The 19093-nt window shown below is 66.0% G+C and carries 16 protein-coding genes; 9 read left to right on the top strand and 7 right to left on the bottom strand.

All coding sequences use genetic code 11. The features are described 5' to 3' along the window. The first annotated feature begins 4 nt into the window (after positions 1–4). From AZOLI_RS27950 to glpK, 5 genes are all read left to right on the top strand, one after another. Positions 5–880: a carbohydrate ABC transporter permease gene (locus AZOLI_RS27950; RefSeq protein ID WP_014250014.1), complete on the top strand. Its 876-nt coding sequence runs from the start codon at positions 5–7 to the stop codon at positions 878–880. 113 nt (positions 881–993) lie between these two features. Further along, positions 994–1746: a carbohydrate ABC transporter permease gene (locus tag AZOLI_RS27945; protein WP_044553618.1), complete on the top strand. Its 753-nt coding sequence runs from the start codon at positions 994–996 to the stop codon at positions 1744–1746. 21 nt (positions 1747–1767) lie between these two features. Next, the gene (locus AZOLI_RS27940) at positions 1768–2040 is read left to right on the top strand and encodes a DUF2160 domain-containing protein (protein WP_044553616.1); all 273 of its coding nucleotides are present in this window, start codon (positions 1768–1770) and stop codon (positions 2038–2040) included. Between the two features lie 263 nt (positions 2041–2303). After that, entirely contained in the window at positions 2304–4067 is a 1764-nt protein-coding gene (locus AZOLI_RS27935) for an ABC transporter substrate-binding protein (protein ID WP_014250011.1), read from the top strand. Between the two features lie 170 nt (positions 4068–4237). Next, positions 4238–5731: a glycerol kinase GlpK gene (glpK, locus tag AZOLI_RS27930; protein ID WP_014250010.1), complete on the top strand. Its 1494-nt coding sequence runs from the start codon at positions 4238–4240 to the stop codon at positions 5729–5731. 174 nt (positions 5732–5905) lie between these two features. On the opposite strand, the gene AZOLI_RS27925 is transcribed toward glpK, so the two are convergent. The 3 genes from AZOLI_RS27925 to AZOLI_RS27915 all read right to left on the bottom strand — a co-directional run bounded on the left by AZOLI_RS27925 (position 5906) and on the right by AZOLI_RS27915 (position 9756). Continuing rightward, positions 5906–7531, bottom strand: a complete 1626-nt coding sequence (locus AZOLI_RS27925) for a 3-(methylthio)propionyl-CoA ligase (RefSeq protein ID WP_014250009.1) — start codon at positions 7529–7531, stop codon at positions 5906–5908. A gap of 26 nt (positions 7532–7557) precedes the next feature. Continuing rightward, a complete protein-coding gene (locus AZOLI_RS27920) occupies positions 7558–7977 on the bottom strand; it encodes a MerR family transcriptional regulator (RefSeq protein WP_014250008.1) in 420 nt (139 codons plus the stop codon). Between the two features lie 90 nt (positions 7978–8067). Then, positions 8068–9756: a methyl-accepting chemotaxis protein gene (locus AZOLI_RS27915; protein WP_014250007.1), complete on the bottom strand. Its 1689-nt coding sequence runs from the start codon at positions 9754–9756 to the stop codon at positions 8068–8070. A 602-nt stretch (positions 9757–10358) separates the two neighbouring features. Between AZOLI_RS27915 and AZOLI_RS27910 the strand changes: the two genes are divergently transcribed. The 3 genes from AZOLI_RS27910 to AZOLI_RS27900 all read left to right on the top strand — a co-directional run bounded on the left by AZOLI_RS27910 (position 10359) and on the right by AZOLI_RS27900 (position 13484). Continuing rightward, complete coding sequence (locus AZOLI_RS27910; protein WP_014250006.1) at positions 10359–10979, top strand: class I SAM-dependent methyltransferase; 621 nt, start codon at positions 10359–10361, stop codon at positions 10977–10979. Positions 10980–11090: 111 nt separating this feature from the next. Further along, positions 11091–11930 (top strand): uroporphyrinogen-III synthase, encoded by an 840-nt coding sequence (locus AZOLI_RS27905; protein ID WP_014250005.1) that lies wholly within the window; start codon positions 11091–11093, stop codon positions 11928–11930. A 387-nt stretch (positions 11931–12317) separates the two neighbouring features. After that, positions 12318–13484 carry a cytochrome-c peroxidase gene (locus AZOLI_RS27900; RefSeq protein WP_014250004.1) on the top strand — a complete coding sequence of 389 codons (1167 nt, stop codon included), beginning with the start codon at positions 12318–12320 and terminating at the stop codon, positions 13482–13484. A gap of 43 nt (positions 13485–13527) precedes the next feature. Here the strand turns inward: AZOLI_RS27900 and AZOLI_RS32805 are convergent, their stop codons facing one another. From AZOLI_RS32805 to AZOLI_RS27885, 4 genes are all read right to left on the bottom strand, one after another. Next, entirely contained in the window at positions 13528–13698 is a 171-nt protein-coding gene (locus tag AZOLI_RS32805; protein ID WP_014250003.1) for a hypothetical protein, read from the bottom strand. A 220-nt stretch (positions 13699–13918) separates the two neighbouring features. After that, the gene (locus AZOLI_RS27895; protein WP_014250002.1) at positions 13919–14476 is read right to left on the bottom strand and encodes a hypothetical protein; all 558 of its coding nucleotides are present in this window, start codon (positions 14474–14476) and stop codon (positions 13919–13921) included. 202 nt (positions 14477–14678) lie between these two features. Continuing rightward, positions 14679–16157, bottom strand: coding sequence for a cytochrome c oxidase accessory protein CcoG (gene ccoG, locus AZOLI_RS27890; protein ID WP_044553610.1), 1479 nt, complete (start codon positions 16155–16157; stop codon positions 14679–14681). A gap of 242 nt (positions 16158–16399) precedes the next feature. Then, a complete protein-coding gene (locus AZOLI_RS27885) occupies positions 16400–16825 on the bottom strand; it encodes a YqaA family protein (RefSeq protein ID WP_014249999.1) in 426 nt (141 codons plus the stop codon). Positions 16826–17089: 264 nt separating this feature from the next. Between AZOLI_RS27885 and AZOLI_RS27880 the strand changes: the two genes are divergently transcribed. Continuing rightward, entirely contained in the window at positions 17090–18991 is a 1902-nt protein-coding gene (locus AZOLI_RS27880; protein ID WP_014249998.1) for a PAS-domain containing protein, read from the top strand. Positions 18992–19093 lie beyond the last annotated feature (102 nt).

Here is a 19093-nt window from a genome sequence, read left to right as displayed (position 1 = left end):
AGCCATGGATAAGGTCCACGACAACCGGGCTTGGTTCCTGATCATCCCGGTCTTTCTGATCGTCGCCTTCAGCGCGGTGATCCCGCTGATGACGGTGGTCAATTATTCGGTGCAGGAGATCTTCGGCCCCGGCCAGACCTTCTTCGTCGGCACCGAATGGTTCGAAGTGGTGCTGGCCGACGAGCGGCTGCACGATGCGCTGGTGCGCCAGATCGTCTATTCGCTGGCGGTGCTGGCAATCGAGATCCCGCTGGGCATCCTGATCGCGCTCGGCATGCCCGGCGGTCGCAGCGCTAAGACGTCGCTGACGCTGGTGCTGCTGGCCCTGCCGCTGCTGATCCCGTTCAACGTGGTCGGCACCATCTGGCAGATCTTCGGCCGCGGCGACATCGGCCTGCTGGGCGCCACCTTCCGCGCCATCGGCATCGAGTACAACTACACCAACAACTCGCTGGACGCCTGGCTGACCGTGCTGGTCATGGACGTCTGGCACTGGACCAGCCTGGTGGCGCTGCTGTGCTACGCCGGCCTGCAGTCGATCCCGCCGGCCTTCTATCAGGCGGCCAAGATCGATGGCGCGTCGAAATGGGCGGTGTTCCGTTACATCCAGCTGCCGAAGATGCGCGGCGTCCTGATCATCGCGGTTCTGCTGCGCTTCATGGACAGCTTCATGATCTACACCGAGCCCTTCGTGCTGACCGGCGGCGGTCCCGGCAACTCCACCACCTTCCTCAGCCAGTATCTGACGCAGATGGCGGTGGGTCAGTTCGACATCGGCAAGGCCGCGGCCTTCTCCATCGTCTACTTCCTGATCGTGCTGCTGTTCAGCTTCATCTTCTACACCATCATCACCCGCACCGGCGAGGGAGAGAAGAAATGAGCAAGGCCGCGGTTCTCGCTCCCGGTTCGCTGTCGGCGCCGGCCAACATCCGCCGTTCCTCGGCGGGGGTATCGAAAAGAACGATCATTCTGGTCTGCTACATCGTCTTCCTCATGCTGCCCATCTACTGGATGGTCAACATGTCCTTCAAGACGAACGAGGAGATCCTGTCGGGCCTGACGTTGTATCCGCACAACCCGACGCTGCGCAATTACGCGGTCATCTTCACCGATCCCAGCTGGTACAGCGGCTACATCAACTCGATCTATTATGTGACGCTGAACACCATCATCTCGCTGTCGGTGGCTCTGCCGGCGGCCTATGCCTTCTCGCGCTACCGCTTCATCGGCGACAAGCACGTCTTCTTCTGGCTGCTGACCAACAAGATGGCGCCGCCGGCCGTGTTCCTGCTGCCCTTCTTCCAGCTCTACCAGACGGTCGGGCTGTTCGACACGCACATCGCGGTGGCGCTGGCCCACTGCCTGTTCAATGTGCCGCTGGCGGTCTGGATCCTGGAAGGCTTCATGTCCGGCGTGCCGCGCGAGATGGACGAGATGGCCTACATCGACGGCTACAGCTTCCCGCGCTTCTTCGGCACGGTCTTCCTGCCGATGATCCGGGCCGGGGTCGGCGTCACCGCCTTCTTCTGCTTCATGTTCAGCTGGGTGGAGCTGCTGCTGGCCCGCACGCTGACCTCGGTCGATGCCAAGCCGATCGCCGCCACCATGACCCGCACCGTCAGCGCGTCTGGCATGGACTGGGGATTGCTGGCCGCCGCCGGCGTGCTGACCATCCTGCCGGGCGCGCTGGTGATCTGGTTCGTCCGCAACTACATCGCCAAGGGCTTCGCCCTGGGTCGCGTCTAAGGGAGGCCCCGCGTCATGGACATGGAATGGATGGCGTGGACCGCGCCGACCGCGATCTTCTTCCTCTGCATCGCTTTGATGCTGGCCGGCATGACGGTGTGGGAGGTGATGTCGCCGACGGTGGAGGCCAAGGGCTTCCTGCCGATGCGCACCACCCGCGGCGACCGGCTGTTCATCGGCCTGCTCAGCAGCGCCTTCATCCATCTGGGCTGGCTCGCTGCGACCGACATGTCGCTGTGGGGCGCCTTCGCGGTCTCGCTCGCGTGGATCGCACTGGTGATCCGGTTCGGCTGAGGGAGGAGGTACAGTACATCGCCCCCTCCCTAACCCTCCCCCGCCTCTGGCGGTGGAGGGGACTGCCGCCGCCCTTCCGCAAGGCTCCCGCTCCCGCTTCAGCGGGGGAGGGTCGGGGAAGGGGCAATGGCAGGGTTAAGGGAGGGGAAACGGAATGCGTCACTGCCGCCAAGGCGGCAGATGACGGGAAGAGCGGGTGTTCCCGCCGTTAAGAGCAATACGAAACGTCAACCCGACATCAAGTCGATCAAGTGGGAGGAACCATGCTTCAGCACCAGACTCTGCGGCGCCGTCTGTCCGGCGCGGTGATGGCCGGCGGCATCGGCGTTCTGATGGCGATGGGGTCGGCGGCGCCGTCCGCCGCCATGACGCCGGAACAGGAAGCCGTCGCCAAGCGCATCATCGAGGAACTCCAGCCCTCCACGCTGTCCAAGGACGAGCAGATGAAGGAGCTGGAATGGTTCGTGAAGGCGGCCGAGCCCTACAAGGGCATGGAGATCAACGTCGTCTCCGAAACCATCACCACGCACGAATATGAATCGAAGACTCTGGCCAAACTGTTCAGCGAGCTGACCGGCATCAAGCTGAAGCACGACCTGATCCAGGAAGGCGACGTCATCGAGAAGCTGCAGACGCAGATGCAGTCGGGGCGCAACGTCTATGACGCCTACGTCAACGACAGCGACCTGATCGGCACCCATGTCCGCTACGGCCAGGCGGTCGCCCTGTCCGACTTCATGACGGGCGAGGGCAAGGACGTCACCCTGCCGACGCTGGATCTCAAGGATTTCATCGGCACCAGCTTCACCACCGGCCCGGACGGCAAGCTCTACCAGCTGCCCGACCAGCAGTTCGCCAACCTCTACTGGTTCCGTGCCGACTGGTTCGCCCGTCCCGACCTGAAGGAGAAGTTCAAGGCCAAGTACGGCTACGATCTGGGCGTCCCGCTCGACTGGTCGGCCTATGAGGACATCGCCGAGTTCTTCACCAACGACGTGAAGGAGATCGACGGCGTCCGCGTCTACGGTCACATGGATTACGGCAAGAAGGATCCGTCGCTCGGCTGGCGCTTCACCGATGCGTGGCTGTCGATGGCCGGCGCCGGCGACAAGGGCCTGCCGAACGGCAAGCCGGTGGACGAGTGGGGCCTCCGCGTCGAGGGCTGCCGTCCGTCCGGCGCCTCGGTCGCGCGCGGCGGCGATACCAACGGCCCGGCTGCCGTCTATTCGCTGACCAAATACATCGACTGGCTGAAGAAGTACGCCCCGCCGGAAGCCTCGGGCATGACCTTCTCCGAAGCCGGCCCGGTGCCGGCCCAGGGCGCGGTCGCCCAGCAGATCTTCTGGTACACCGCCTTCACCGCCGACATGACCAAGGCGGGCCTGCCGGTGGTCAATGCCGACGGCACGCCGAAATGGCGCATGGCCCCCTCGCCGCGCGGGCCCTACTGGGAGCAGGGCATGAAGCTCGGCTACCAGGACGTCGGGTCCTGGACGCTGCTGAAGTCCACCCCGGCCGAGCGTCGCAAGGCCGCCTGGCTCTACGCCCAGTTCACCGTGTCGAAGACCGCGTCGCTGAAGAAGACCCTGGTCGGCCTGACGCCGATCCGCGACAGCGACATCCGGTCCGAGGCGATGACCCAGGTTGCTCCGAAGCTGGGCGGTCTGGTCGAGTTCTACCGCAGCCCGGCCCGCGTTTCCTGGACCCCGACCGGCACCAACGTGCCGGACTATCCGAAGCTGGCCCCGCTGTGGTGGCAGAACATCGCCGAAGCCGTGACGGGTGAGCGCACCCCGCAGCAGGCGATGGACAATCTCGCCGAGCAGATGGAGCAGGTGCTGGCCCGCATGGAGCGCGCCAACATCGGTGGCGAGTGCGCGCCCAAGCTGAACCCGAAGAAGGACGCCAAGGAGTGGTTCGCCGCCCCCGGCGCCCCGAAGGCCAAGCTCGACAACGAGAAGCCCAAGGGTCAGACCATCGCCTATGACGACCTGCTGAAGGCCTGGAAGGAAGGCCGCGCCCAGTAACGACGGGTGCGGTCCATGGTTCTCCCTCCCGGCTGACGTCCTGGTTGCGCCGGGAGTGAACCTTGGGGCGGCGGCACGCCGTCGCCCCATTCTTGTTTTCCTGAATATCCCCTCTCCCCGGGGGGAGAGGGGGAGACGCGCGAAAATTGGATAATTGGGGGACACGCACCATGAGCAAGGCCGGTCACATCCTCGCCATCGACCAGGGCACCACCTCGTCGCGGGCGATCCTGTTCGACGGCCGGGGGAGGCCGCTGGCCGAGGCGCGGCGCGAGTTTCCGCAGCATTACCCCGGCGACGGCTGGGTCGAGCATGATCCGTCCGACATCCTGCGCGATGTCCGCGCCGTGGCGCGCGGGGCGGTGGAGAATGCCGGAATCGATGTGGCATCCATCGCCGCCATCGGCATCACCAACCAGCGCGAAACCGCCGTGGTGTGGGACCGCGCGACCGGCGAGCCGATCCACCGCGCCATCGTCTGGCAGGACCGCCGCACCGCGCCGCTCTGCCACGATCTGGTTGCCGACGGCCATGCCGAACTGGTGCGTTCCAAGACCGGCCTGCTGATCGACGCCTATTTCTCCGCCACCAAGATCGCCTGGATTATCGACCATGTGCCGGGCGCCCGCGCGCGGGCCGAGCGGGGCGAGCTGTGCTTCGGCACCATCGACAGTTTCCTGATCTACCACCTGACCGGCCGCCGGGTGCATGCGACCGACGCGACCAACGCCTCGCGCACCATGCTGTTCGACATCCATGCCCAGGATTGGGACGACGAGCTGCTGAGGCTGTTCCGTGTGCCGCGCGCCATGCTGCCGCGGGTGCTCGACAGCTCCGACGATTTCGGTGAGACCGATCCGGAGCTGCTCGGCCGGCCGATCCCCATCGCCGGCGTGGCGGGCGACCAGCAGGCGGCGGCTTTCGGACAAGCCTGCCTGACGCCGGGCATGGCGAAATCGACCTACGGCACCGGTTGCTTCGCGCTGATCAACACCGGCGAGACGCCGGTGGTGTCGAAGAACCGGCTGCTGACCACGGTCGCCTACCGTCTGAACGGCAAGGCGGCCTATGCGCAGGAAGGCTCGATCTTCGTGGCGGGAGCCGCGATCAAGTGGCTGCGCGACGGCATCGGCATCATCACCCACGCCAGCCAGACCGACGACATGGCCACCCGCGTGCCCGACAGCCACGGCGTCTATTTCGTCCCGGCCTTCGTGGGCTTGGGCGCGCCGCACTGGGATTCGGAGGCCCGCGCCGCGATCTTCGGCATGACGCTGGACGTCGGCCCGGCCCACATCGCCCGCGCGGCGCTGGAGGCCGTCGCCTACCAGACCCGCGACCTGATGGAGGCGATGGCGGGCGATTGGGGCGGCACCATCAATGCGCTGCGCGTCGACGGCGGCATGGCCGCCAACGACTGGCTCTGCCAATTCCTGGCCGACCTGCTGAACATGCCGGTGGAGCGCCCGAAGGTGATCGAGACCACGGCGCTGGGCGCCGCCTGCCTTGCGGCGCTGCGGGTCGGCGTGTTCAACGGGCTGGAGTCGGTTTCCGACGCCTGGGGCAGCGAGCGCCGCTTCGACCCGCGCATGGAACAGGGCAAGCGCGACCGCCTCTATGACGGCTGGCGCGACGCCGTGGAGCGGGTGCGGTCCGATCGCTGAAAAAGCCTCGATGGCGTGAATTCGAGACATTGTGACGCAGACGAACAAGTAGCCTCAACCGTCTGCCGGTAGATTGACCTTGGTTGCGCGCTCCTCCCTCGGGTGCGTCGTCCTTGCCACTCCCGCGAGGACACTGGGCCGGACGGTTCATGCCGTCCGGCCCATTTTTCTGGATCACACCCCCTCGGGGCCGGTCACCATGTGGCGGATCTCGCTCTTCAGCAGCTTGCCGGTGGCGGTGTGGGGCAGGCCGTCGACGAAACGGACGTCGTCGGGGATGCACCACTTCGCGACCTTGCCCTCGAAGACCGCCAGCAGCTCCTCGCGGGTCAGGGCCGAGTCGGGCTTGCGCACCACGACCAGCACCGGGCGTTCGCCCCATTTCTCGTCGGGAACGGCGACGGCGGCGGCCTCCTGCACACCCGGATGGCCGACGGCGATGTTCTCCAGGTCGATGGAGCTGATCCACTCGCCGCCGGACTTGATGACGTCCTTGGTGCGGTCGACGATCTGGACATAGCCGTCGGCGTCCATCGTCACCACGTCGCCGGTCTCGAACCAGCCCGGAACCATCTGGTGCGCCGGGCTTTCCGTCACGCCGAAATAGCCGGAGCAGACGGTGGAGCCGCGCACCAGCAGCCGGCCGAAGCTGGTGCCGTCGCGTGCCACGTCGTTGCCCGAGCCGTCGACGACGCGGAACCGCACGCCGCAGATCGGCCGCCCCTGCTTCGCGGCCAGCGCCAGCGCTTCGTCGGCGCTCAGCCCCGCATGCTTGCTCTTCGGCATGTTGGCGAGGCCGAGCGGGCTGGTTTCCGTCATGCCCCAGGCATGCAGCACCTCCACCCCCATCTCGCGGAAGCGCTGGATCATCACCGGCGGGCAGGCGGAGCCGCCGATGGCGATGCGGCGCATGCTGGTCAGCGTCTTCCTGTTCGCGTCCAGCCAGTTCAGCAGGGCGAGCCAGACCGTCGGCACGCCGGCGGTGTTGGTGACCGTCTCGGCCTCGAACAGCTCGTACAGGCTGGCGCCGTCCAGCTTGCCGCCGGGGAAGACCAGCTTGGCGCCGACCATCGGCGCGGCATAGGGTATGCCCCAGGCGTTGACGTGGAACATCGGCACCACCGGCAGGACCACGTCCGAGGCCGACAGGCCGAACACGTCCGGCATACAGGCGGCCATCGCGTGCAGGTAGGAGGAGCGGTGGCTGTACAGCACGCCCTTCGGGTTGCCGGTGGTGCCGGAGGTGTAGCACATGCCGCAGGCCGTGTTCTCGTCGAGATCCGGCCAGTCGAAGCTGCCGGGCTGGTCGGCCAGCAGATCCTCGTAGCACATCAGGCCGGGCAGGGTGGATTCCGGCATGTTGGCCCGGTCGGTCATCACGACGATGCCCTTCAGCCCGCTCAGCTCCTGGGCGATGCCCTCCAGCAGCGGAACGAAGGTCAGGTCGGTGAACAGCAGCCGGTCTTCGGCGTGGTTGACGATGTAGGCGATCTGTTCCGGGAACAGGCGCGGGTTGATGGTGTGGCAGACCATGCCCGAGCCGCCGATGCCGTAATAGCATTCCAGATGGCGATAGCCGTTCCAGGCCAGCGTGCCGATGCGGTCGCCCGGCTGCATCCCCAGCGCCGCCAGCGCGTTCGCCAGCTTTTGCGCGCGGACCCAGGCGTCGGCATAGGTGTAGCGGTGGATCGGCCCCTCGGTGGTGCGCGACACGATCTCGGTGTCGGCGTGGTAGAGCGCCGCATGACGCAGGATCGACGTCACCAGCAGCGGCTCGTTCATCATCATTCCACGCAGCATCGTTTCACTCCCGGTTCATTTGTCTGCTATTCGGTTATCGTCTGCATCGGCTCTTCGTCGGGCATGCAGGTGGCGAGCCGCCGCTCGGCGTCGGCCTCCATCGCCTTCAGCTCGACGATCACCTCGGCGATTTCGGACTGCATCCGTTCAAGCTCGGCCAGCCGGGCGCGGATCTTCCGCAGCCCGTCGCGATACTGCCCGGCACTGGGCCGGCCCGAGCGGTAGTGGGCGAGATAGTCGGCGATCTGCTCCAGCGAGAATCCCACCCGCCGGAATTTCAGGATCAGGATCAGCCGCGCGCGGTCGCGGTAGGTGAACACCCGGCGCCCGCCGGCCCGCTGCGGTGTCAGCAGCCCTTTTTCCTCGTAAAAGCGCAATGCCTGCGGCGTGAGATCGAACTCCGCCGCCAGTTCCGTCACGCCGTAAACCCGATCCCGTTCGGACATGGACAATCCCCTGCGCCAACGGATTTCGCCACGGGCGCAGGGGGAAGTCAACGTCAATAAGCTAAAGCGGGCTTTAGACCGAAGCGGCCGTCATCCGGCGCGGACCTGGGTGAGGAAACGGTCCACCTCGTGGCTCAGCGAATCGGTGTGGCTGGACAGCTGGCGGACGGAGGTCAGGACTTCGTATGCGACCTTGCCGCTCTGGCTGGCGGCCTGGTTGACACCGCCGATGCTGTCGGAAACGGTCTGCGTGCCCTGGGCGGCCTGCTGGATGTTGCGGCTGATTTCGCGGGTCGCGGCCCCCTGCTCCTCGACGGCCGACGCGATGGAGGTGGCGACCTCGTTGATGTGGCCGATGACCCTGACCACCTCCTGCAACTCTCCCACCGCATCGCCGGTCATCGACTGGATGTCGGCCACCTGGACCGCGATGTCCTCTGTCGCCTTCGCCGTCTGGGTGGCGAGCGCCTTGACCTCCTGCGCCACGACGGCGAAGCCCTTGCCGGCATCCCCGGCGCGGGCGGCCTCGATGGTGGCGTTGAGCGCCAGCAGGTTGGTCTGGCTGGCGATGGAGTTGATCAGTTCCACCACCGCGCCGATCCGTTGCACGGCCTGCGCCAGCCCGTCGACCTTGCCGTTGGCGCGTTCGGCGATGCCGACCGCCTCGCGGGCGATCTCCGAGGACTGGCCGACCTGCCGGCTGATCTCGCCGATGGAGCTCGTCAGCTCCTCCGTCGCGGCGGCAACGGTCTGGACATTGGCGGAGGTCTGTTCCGTCGTCACGGCGACGTCGCTGGCGAGCCGGCCGGTCTGGTCCGCCGCCTGGGTCACCGCGCTGGCGCGGCTTTCCATTCCGGCGGCCTGCTCGACCACCGCATGGATGACGCCGCCCACCGCCTGTTCGAAGCGGTCGGCCAGTTCGGCGATGGCGCGCTGCTTGTCCGCCTCGGCCCGGCGGGCCTGTTCGGCCTGTTCGGACTCGAGCCGCTGCTTGGCCAGCGCGTTCTCCTTGAACACCTGCGTGGCGCGGCTCATGTCGCCAAGCTCGTCGCCGCGGCGGGTTTCGGGGAAGGTGACAGTCAGGTCGCCATCGGCCATTGCCCGCATGCGGTCGGCCAGCGAGCGGATGGTGGCGCTGATGTTGTGCCCGACCAGCGCCAGCAGGACGATGGCCGGCAGGGCGAGGCCCGCGATGACGCTGAGCAGGGTCCAGAGCTGCGACAGGAACTCGGTCCACAGATCGTCGATGAAGACGCCGGTGCCGATGAAGATCCGCCAGGGCTCGAACCCCTTCACATAGGCGAGCTTCACCGCTGTTTCGCTGCCGCCGACCGTGCGCGGCCAATCATAGGCGTAGGTGCCTTCGCCCTTGGTCCTGACGATGCCGATCAGCGCCGGGATGACCGGCACCCCGGCCGCGTCCTTGATGCCGGAGACATCCTTGCCCATCAATGCCTTGTTGACATGGGCGAAGCCGACATTGTCGTAGGTGTGGGCGAACAGATACTCGTCCCCGCTGTAGCGGATGGCGAGGAAGGCATCCTTGAAGCGGGCCTGTGCCTCGTCGCGGGTCAGGCGTCCGGCCGCGACCTCGTTTTCGAACCGGGCCGCCATGCTGTGTCCGGCCTCGACCATGAAGCGCAGGGCTTCCACGCGGTCCTGATACATGCGGTTGTAGCTGAGATAAAGCCCGGCGCCCGCGATCGCCATACAGGCGAGGCTGGCAGTTGCCACCAGCATCAGCAGCTTCGCGCGGATGGAAAGAGAAGATCTGGTCATTGACCACCACCTTTCGGCGTATTGCAGTCGCCTTGTCGTGCAGGGTGTCGTTCGGGAAATCATTGCCTGAATATTGAATGGATTTCTTACCGATGGACCGCGCTACGGTGTCGCATGGGGATGTGGCACGCAGGCAGCTTCGACTTTTGGGTATTTGAGTCGATTTGCAGAGATGCTCTGCTCTTGCTTGCGCTGCTTTTCGCTTCTGCTCGCCGACGACGCCAGCCCTTCGCGGTCCACTACAGGGGAGCGCCGCCGCGGCGGACGGGTGGAGACGATGGCGGCCATCCTCCGTCCATGGAATCGCGGAGGCGATGCCATCCAGCGCCGTTTCCCGTCCGGCAGGAACGCTGGGAGCAGGAAAATTGCCTTCGAGCAAACGGCCGATCTTCTTTGAATGAACGATCAATCAAAAACAGCAAAGACAATCGACCAAATGGATATGCCAAATGAATGGGCTATCAGATAGCGACATTGTGCCGATCCTGTTGTTTGCGTCACTTTCATGAAGACCCAAAGACGGCTATGGTGCGCCCCTGACGGCTTGGGCTTGACCTTTGAACAGGGCCCGGAATCGGGATCGAGAGAGGGGAAACAGGATCATGGACGCCGACTCCATTCGCGCCGCCTACCGCCGCTATGCGGGATTTTACGACAAGGTGTTCGGGGTGCTTCTGGCGTCCGGCCGGCACGCGGCGGTGGAGTGGCTGAACCGCCGCGGGAACCTGCGGATCCTGGAGGTCGGCGTCGGCACCGGCCTGTCGCTGTCCGATTACCGCAAGGACAACCGCGTCGTCGGCATCGACCTGTCCACCGACATGCTGAAGGTCGCGCAGGAGCGGGTGGAGCGCGAGAAACTCGACCATGTCGAAGGGTTGCTGGAGATGGATGCCGGAAAGCTGGCCTTTGCCGACGGCAGCTTCGACGTGGTGGTCGCCATGTATGTCATGACCGTCGTCCCCGATCCCCAGGGCACGATGGCGGAGCTGGAGCGCGTCTGCAAACCGGGCGGCGATATCGTGATCGTCAACCACTTTGCCGCCCCCAGTCCCGGCGTCCGCCGCGCGGTGGAGGGCTGGCTGTCGCCCTTGTCGAAGAAGCTGGGTTGGCGGCCCGATTTCACCCTGGACGCGATGATGACCGGATCGCGGCTGGCGGTGGAAAGCATCCGCACCCTGCCGCCCTTCGGGCTGTTCAGCCTGCTGCATTGCCGGCGGGGATAGGCGCGGCGCCGGCAGTGGTGGTGGCCGTGACGGTCCAACCCGCGTGACCGCCCGCGCCGCCTGCTGTTAGTCTGTCCGCCACCACACACGGACGAACACGGGGACGGGACCATGGCCGAACAGGGCGGAGATCTGGCGGGAAAGCGGATTCTGGTGCCGGAGAGCCGGGATCTCGACCTGTTCGCCGGCATGATGGAACAGCATGGGGCCGAGACCATCCGCTGCCCGATGGTCAAGATCCTCGATCTCGACGACCCGGCGCCGGCCCGTGACTGGCTGGAGCGGCTGCTGACCGAGGGCTTCGACGACATCGTGCTGCTGACCGGCGAAGGGCTGCGGCGGCTGATGACGGTCGCCCGCGCCATGGAGCGCGAGGCCGACGTGGTCGCCGCCATCGGCCGGGCGCGTGTCTTCGTCCGTGGGCCGAAACCGGTCAAGGCTTTGCGGGAGATCGGCTGCAGCCCGTTCAAATCCGCCCCCACGCCGACCACGGACGGCGTCATCGCCATGCTGTCGGAACAGGAGCTGGACGGTCACCGCGTCGGCATCCAGCTCTACCCCGACAACCCCAACGAACCCCTGCTGGAAGCTGTGCGGGCGCGCGGCGGCATGCCGGTGGCGGTCACGCCCTACCGCTATGCCAATGATTCCGAGACCGGAGCGGTGCAGACCGCCATCCGCGACATGGCGGCCGGGCGGATCGACTTCGTCGCCTTCACCGCCTCGCCCCAGGTCCGACGCCTGCACGAGGTGGCGGAGGCCTGCGGCCTTGCCGACGAGTTCCGCCAGGGCTTCGCCAGGACCCGGATCGCCGCCGTCGGCCCGGTGGTGGCCGAGGCGGTGGAGGCGGCGGGCGGAACCGTCGCGGTGTCCCCGGAATCGACCTTCCACATGAAGCCGCTGGTCAATGCCATCCGCCGTCTGCTGACGGACGGGGCGGGGGCGAGATAGGTCCGGCGGGAGCGGGGGATCCGACGGCATAGGCGCTAACTTGCAGGACTTTCCTCATTTCCCAACGTGACCAGCACCTCTTTGGGCGTCATCCCCGCGAAGGCGGGGATCCAGGCTTACCCGTTGGTTCTGCTTAGGAAACACTGGATCCCCGCCTTCGCGGGGATGACGTTCGATGAGGGATGGGCTCGGCTTACGGCGGCAATCAAACCTGTATTTCAGCGCCTATGGGAGCCAACGGAGGGGTGAAGCAGCGACCATTCGCCCCACCCTGCCTTTGCGCAGCCGTATTGATAACAATTCTCACTCTCGCTTAACCTTTGACGCTCAGTTTGGCGCCGGTCGCCGGGGTATTCCCCGCGGCCAGCCGTTGCCAGGAGCGTCGTCATGTCCGCCAATACCCTTTCCCTGCCTCGCCGCGCGCTCGCGCTGGTGCTTATGTCGGCCGGAATCGCCGGGGGCGGGTCCACGCTCGCGGCGGATCTGTCGACGAAGGAAAAGCTGGGGGAGGCGCTGTTTTCCGACCACAATTTGTCGGCCAACCGCACCCAGGCCTGTGCCGATTGCCACAATCCCGACTTCGGCTTCGCCGATCCGCGCACCGGCGGCGCGGGCGGGGCGGCATCGGTCGGCGACAACGGAAAGTCGGTCGGCGACCGCAACGCACCGACGGCGAGCTATGCGGCCTTCACGCCCGCCTTCCACATCACCGCCGACGGCAAGGCCATCGGTGGGCAGTTCTGGGACGGCCGCGCCGCGACCCTGAAGGATCAGGCCGGCGGCCCGCCGCTGAACCCGGCGGAGATGGGATTGGCCTCCAAGGAGCAGGCGCGCGAAAGGCTGGCCGAGAATCCCGATTATGTCCGCGCTTTCGTGGCGCTCTATGGCGCCGGTGTGCTCGACGATGCGGAGCGCGCCTACGACGCGATGAGCGACAGCCTCGCCGCCTTCGAGAAGACCGACCGCTTCGCGCCCTTCGATTCGAAATACGACCGCCATCTGCGCGGCGAATACAAGATGACGGCGGAGGAGGATTTGGGCATGACCCTGTTCTTCTCCACCCAGTTCACCAACTGCAACCAGTGCCACAAGCTGAAGCCGATGCCGGCCGCAGCCGGGGAGATGTTCACCAACTACGAACATCACAACATCGGTGTGCCGGCGAACCCGGCCCTGCGCGAGGCGTCGGGCAAGCCGGCGACCTTCGCCGACCGTGGCCTGCGCGACAACCCCGCGGCCGCCAAACCGGCCTTCGAGGGCAAGTTCAAGACCCCGAGCCTGCGCAACGTGGCCGTGACCGGCCCCTATATGCACAACGGCGTCTTCAAGGAGCTGGAAACGGTGGTCCGCTTCTACGACCACTACAACAACCGCACGGACAAGGCGGCGATCAATCCGGAGACGGGAAAGCCCTGGGGTCCGCCCGAAGTGGGGGCGAACCTGTCGAAAAAGGAACTGGAATCGGGTCCGGCGCTGGATACCCGCCGCGTCAAGGCGCTGGTCGCCTTCATGAAGACGCTGACCGACGCGCGGTATGAGCATTTGCTGAAGTGAGGTGTCGGGGAGAGGCTGGGGTGGGCCTCTCCCAGCCGCCCTTTCAGCCGCCGATATCGATCCGGTAAAGCTCCAGATCCAGCAGTTCCATCGTGATCCGGCGGCGACCGGCCGTCTTGCGGGCACTCAGTTTGCGGGCCAGTGGCTGGCTGAGCCAGGCTGCGCGGGCGCGGTCGATCAGGGCGGTGCAGCGATGGGACAGTCTGGCGTTCATGGCTGGTCAGCTTTCTCGCACGGGATGTCGGGATTGGCGGATCGATGGGGTAGCGTCAGGCTCCTGTGAGCGGTTGCGGTAAGAATGTCGCGGCACTGTGACAGTTTCTATCGCCCGAAAGTCTAGACGGTAGGCCGTAAGGCGGGGTTTTCGCCTGTTTCGCCCCCGTCTTCGACCAAAGAATGAGGGGCAAGGAAGGAGGGCCAAGGAAGGAAGGGAATCACATCGCCACGCCCACCAGCCGCCGCAGCGCGTCGCGCGCGTCGCCGTCCAGAACCGGCAGCCCGTCGCGGGCGTCCAGCATGTAGGCGCCGGGATCGGACAGCGTGCGCATGGCGAATCCAACCACGGCCGGCGGTTCGGTGCCCAGCGGCTGCGACTCGTAGACGGGGGTGAAACTGCAGCCGGCGAGCAGGGCGCGGATCATCAGCGCCTCGTCGGAGGATGCGCCGGCCGTCGGGGTGTTGATGCCGAACAGCAGCCGTTCCGCCTCCGCCTCGGTCACCAGCCCGCGTTCCAGCAGGATGTCCACCATGGCCGAACTGGTCATCACCGGCGCGGCACGTCCCTTCCAGCAGAAACGGCCGTCGTCCCAGCCGACGTCGAGGCTGCGGAAGATCAAGTGGGGTTCGCCGCCGCCGGGTCCGCCGGCGACGATGTAATTGACCCGCAGAAGGCCGTTCCAGGCACCCGCCGGGGCGACGATGCTGGACACGCCGCACCGCGTCAGGCGCAGGTAGGTGTCGTTGATCCCCGACGGTTCGAAATCGAAAAGCATGGCCTGTTCACCTCGCTGCCGGCAGGCGGGCACGGTTTCCCGATTGCCCGGCCCTCGTTCGGTAAGTCAGGTGAGTGGCGGTTCGGCTTGCGCAAACTGCCCATGCGGGTGCCCCCCCTTTGCGCAGAAATGCGAAAGGCAGTAGGCCGTTCCGCCGGCCACTGCCTTTCGATTCCACGCCGATGAGGGAAACTGTGGAGGATTACTGGTTCGCCGGCCCCATGAACACACTGTCGCGGCTGTTCCTTTCCGCGGTCACGGTGTCGGACAGCTGGAAGGTCAGCGGCAGCGAGCTGGCGGTCACTTCCCCGCGGGGGGCCGTCACATAGACGCGGTAGGTGGCGACGCTGTCCGGCTCCGCCGAGATGGTGGCGGTGTGGGCGGCGGTCTCCGGCTCCGCTTCGCCGATCACCTTGATGTCGGCGGCGGACAGGCCGGCGACGCTGAGGGTGTAGGAGCGGTTCTGGCGGGTCTTGTTGGCGACCTTGAAGGTGTAGGCATTGCGGATCGACCCATCCGACAGCGTCACGAACAGCGGCGCGCGGTCGCGCAGGACGGTGATGTTCAGGCTGGGGCGCAGCGCAAAGCTCCAGGCCATGGCGCCGCCGATGACCAGCATCAGCAAGGCATAGACGATCACGCGCGGACGGATCAGCCGCCATTGATAGGACTTGCCGGACGCGCGGGTATCCTGGGCTGCCAGCGAGTCGAAGGCGATCAGGCGGGTGGGCAGTCCCTGCTGGATCATGATGGTGTCGCAGGCGTCGACGCACAGGCCGCAATTGATGCAGTCGGCCTGTTCGCCGGTGCGCACGTCGATCCCCATCGGGCAGACCTGGACGCATTGGCCGCAGTCGATGCAGTCGCCGAAGCCCTGGGTGCGCCGCTCGTCCCAGCTCTGCGACTTGCGCTTGGGACCGCGGTTGTCGCCACGGTCGGCCTGATAGGTGACGACCAGCGAATGTTCGTCCAGCATCGCGGTCTGGATGCGCGGCCACGGGCACATGTACATGCACATCTGCTCGCGCGTCCAGCCGGCCATGACGTAGGTCATGCCGACGAAGATGCCGAAGAAGGACGTCGCCTCGTAGCTGGCCTGGAAGGTGGCCAGATCGTGCAGCAGGGTCGGGGCGTCGGTGAAGTAGGCGAGGAAGCCGAAACCGGTGACGAGGCTGAGCGCCAACCAGCCCGCATGCTTGCCCGCCTTGCGCAGGATTTTGCGCATGGTCCAGGGCTGCTTTTCCATGCGGATGCGTTCCGCCCGGTCACCTTCGAAGACGCGCTCGATCCAGACGAACAGGTCGGTCCAGACCGTATGCGGACAGGCGAAGCCGCACCACACCCGCCCGGCCAGCGCCGTCGTCAGGAACAGCCCCAGCGCCGCCACGATCAGGATGCCGGTGAGGTAATAGATCTCCTGCGGCCAGATCTCGATCCAGAACAGGAAGAAACGCGGCGCAGTCAGGTCGAACAGGACCGCCTGTGCCGGGGCTTCGGGTCCGCGTTCCCACCGGATCCAGGGGGCGATGAAGAACAGCACCAGAAGAACGGAGAAGGTCGCGGTTTTCAGGCGGCGATATAGGCCCTTGACCGATTTCGGGTGAATCGTCTTGTGGCTTTCGTACAGCGGAACCTTGGCTGGTTGGGCTGATCCCTGCTGAACGATGCTTCCGTCTGGCATGTCGATGCGCCTGATTCCCGATTCCACGTTGGCGCGGAGCATAGTCGACCACCAGTGCGGCGCGTTTGACCTCTGTCAAACTGCACCGATATTTTGAAAAGCCCCCATTTTTCTGAGGCTTTCCGCCGGTTCGAAGGATCCGCGGTCCGGGTTCCGTTAATACTGTGCAGCCGCTGTCGCCGACAAGCCCATTATTGCGCCTGTTATGGAGGCGTGACATACAATGCTAATACTATACTGTATCAGAGAGCGACTATCAGTGCAACGTACCGTCCAAGCTTGCCCAGCGTCACCAGCAGCAGGAACAGGCGCAGGTCGACACGCAGGATGCCGGCGACCAGGGTCAGCGGATCGCCGATGAAGGGAACCCAGGCCAGCAGAAGCGACCAGACGCCGAAGCGCTGGTACCATCCGGTGGCCCGCTCCACCAGACGGCGCGACACCGGAAACCAGCGGCGGTCCTGGAAATGCATCAGATAGCGGCCGAGAGCCCAGTTGACCGTCGATCCCGCCACGTTCCCCGTGGTCGCCGCCAGAATCAGGAGTCCGTCGTGATAGTTGCCCGAACTATGCAGCCCGGCCAACAGAAGCTCCGACTGGGCGGGAAAAATCGTCGCGGCCGCCAGCGCCACAAGGAACAGGCTGCCATAGGCCGCGATGTCCGACATCGTGCAAATCCTTTCCCGGCCAACGGTTTGCCTGTTACGCTTCACTGTCAGGCGCAGGATTAGGCGTCGGGCGGACGTAAAATCAAGGGGTTCACCGGCGGCGTCCGTCGGGTACGGCTGCGTGATGGCCCTTGCCCGGCAACCGTCAAGAGACAAGAATGGGGCCGCGATCCGCACCGCGTGTCCGGCCGGCGGCATTTGCCCGCCGGCCGGCGTGACGGTCGTCGCAAACAGGCCCGATCGGCGGTGGGAGAAAGCACGCGCATGGGGGAAACCGGGTTCGCCCGCTTCGACGCCGACGAACGTCTGGTCTGGGCCAATGCCGCCTTTGCGGCCCTGTTCGCCGTGCCTTCCGCAGGAACGTCCGATGCACCGTTCCATGCGACGCTCGACGCGCTTCTCGCCGGGCTTCTCGGGCCGTCCGGGATCGACGACCTGCGCCGCGGCCATGCCGTGACGCGGGCGTTCCCCGATGGAACCGCGGTCACGCTGGCGCTGGGTGCGGGCGCTCCCGGCGAAACCCTGCTGACGGCCATCGAGACTGCCGGACCGGCTGAAATCCCATCGGAGCGGGAACCCTGGGCGAAGACCAGCCTGGTCCTCGATTGTCTCAGCCAGGGCGTGATGGCCTTCGACCGCGACCTGCGGCTGGTCGCGTGGAACCGGCGCGTGCTGGAACTGCTTTTCATCGACCCGGATTTCCCGCGCTATGCCCAGCCCTACGAGACCGTGGTGCGCCACATCGCGGAGCAGGGGGGCTATGGCCGCGGCGACGTGGACGATCTGGTGGCGCAGCGGCTGGACTATATCCGCAACGCGTCCTGGCCCTTCTACAATGAGCGGGTGCGGCCCGACGGCGTGGTCATCGAGACGGTGACCCTGCCGCTGCCGGACGGCGGATTCGTCACCACCTACACCGACATCACCCAGCGCAAGCATTCCGAACGGGAACTGGCCGCCAGCCGCGAACTGTTCGAACTGGCGATCCGCGCCGCGCGGGAGGGCATCTCGCAATGGGACCTGCGCACGGGGGAGGTGTGGTTCTCTCCGCAATGGTGGGGCCTGTTGGGATATGCCGAGACGGAGATGGAGAACAGCCGCCGCCGCTGGGAGGAGCTGATCCACCCCGATGACCGCGCCGAGGCGCTGGAGATGGTGGAGGAACTGGCGTCCGGCCGGCGGTCGGAAAGCCGGTTGCTGCAGCGTTTCCGCCACCGGTCCGGCGCGACGGTCTTCCTGGAGACCCGCGCATTGGCCGTTGCGGGCGGCGACGGCCGGACGTTCCGCATCGTCGGCTCCCACACCGACGTGACCGAGAGCGTCCGCGCGGCGGAAGCGGTCCGCGCCGCGAAGGAGGAGGCCGAACGCGCCCTTCAGGATTTGAAGGAGGCGCAGGTCCAGTTGATCCAGGCGGAGAAAATGGCCGCACTCGGCTCCCTCGTGGCCGGCGTGACGCACGAGATCAACACGCCGGTGGGCATCGCCCTGACCGGGGCCTCGCTGCTGGCGGAAAAGACGCGGGGCCTGCGCCGCCTGTTCGAGGCCGGCTCGCTGCGGCGCGGCGACTTCGCCGAATTCATCGACATCGCCGACGAAGCGACGCAGCTGATGCTGCTGAATGTCGAACGCGCCACCCGCCTGATCCAGAGTTTCAAGCAGATCGCGGTCGACCAGGCCAGCGAGGAACGCCGCGTCTTCGAACTGAACCACTATATCCACGAGGTCCTGCGCAGCCTGGGAATGCGCATCCGCCGCAGCGGACACGCCATCGCCGTCCATTGCCCGGAAGACCTGATGCTGGACAGCTATCCCGGTGTCATCAGCCAGATCCTGACCAACTTCGTCATCAATTCCATCCTGCACGGCTACGATCCGGGCGTGCGCGGCAGGCTGACAGTGACGGTCACTCTGTCGGATGGGGAGGTGGAACTGGTCTATGCCGACGACGGCCGGGGCATTCCGACCGAATATCATGGCCGGGTCTTCGAGCCCTTCTTCACCACCAGCCGCGACCGCGGCGGCAGCGGGCTCGGGCTGAACATCGTCTACACGCTGGTCACGCGCAGCTTGCGCGGACGGCTGCGGCTGGACAGCGCACCGGGGGCGGGAACCGCCTTCACGCTGCGTTTTCCGCGCGTCACGCCGGCAGACCTGCTGCCGCTGTAGCGGCACGGGACAGGCTTTTCAAAAGTCGGGAATTGAGAATTCGGGAGCCTATCGCGCCTCCGCCATGACATTGCCGTCTGCTGTGGGCCGTCTGCTTCGGAG

This window comes from Azospirillum lipoferum 4B (genome assembly GCF_000283655.1).
GTDB lineage: Bacteria > Pseudomonadota > Alphaproteobacteria > Azospirillales > Azospirillaceae > Azospirillum > Azospirillum lipoferum_C.
The sequence above is the reverse complement of the archived record's forward strand: the minus strand, read 5'-3'. Positions and strand labels throughout refer to the sequence as shown.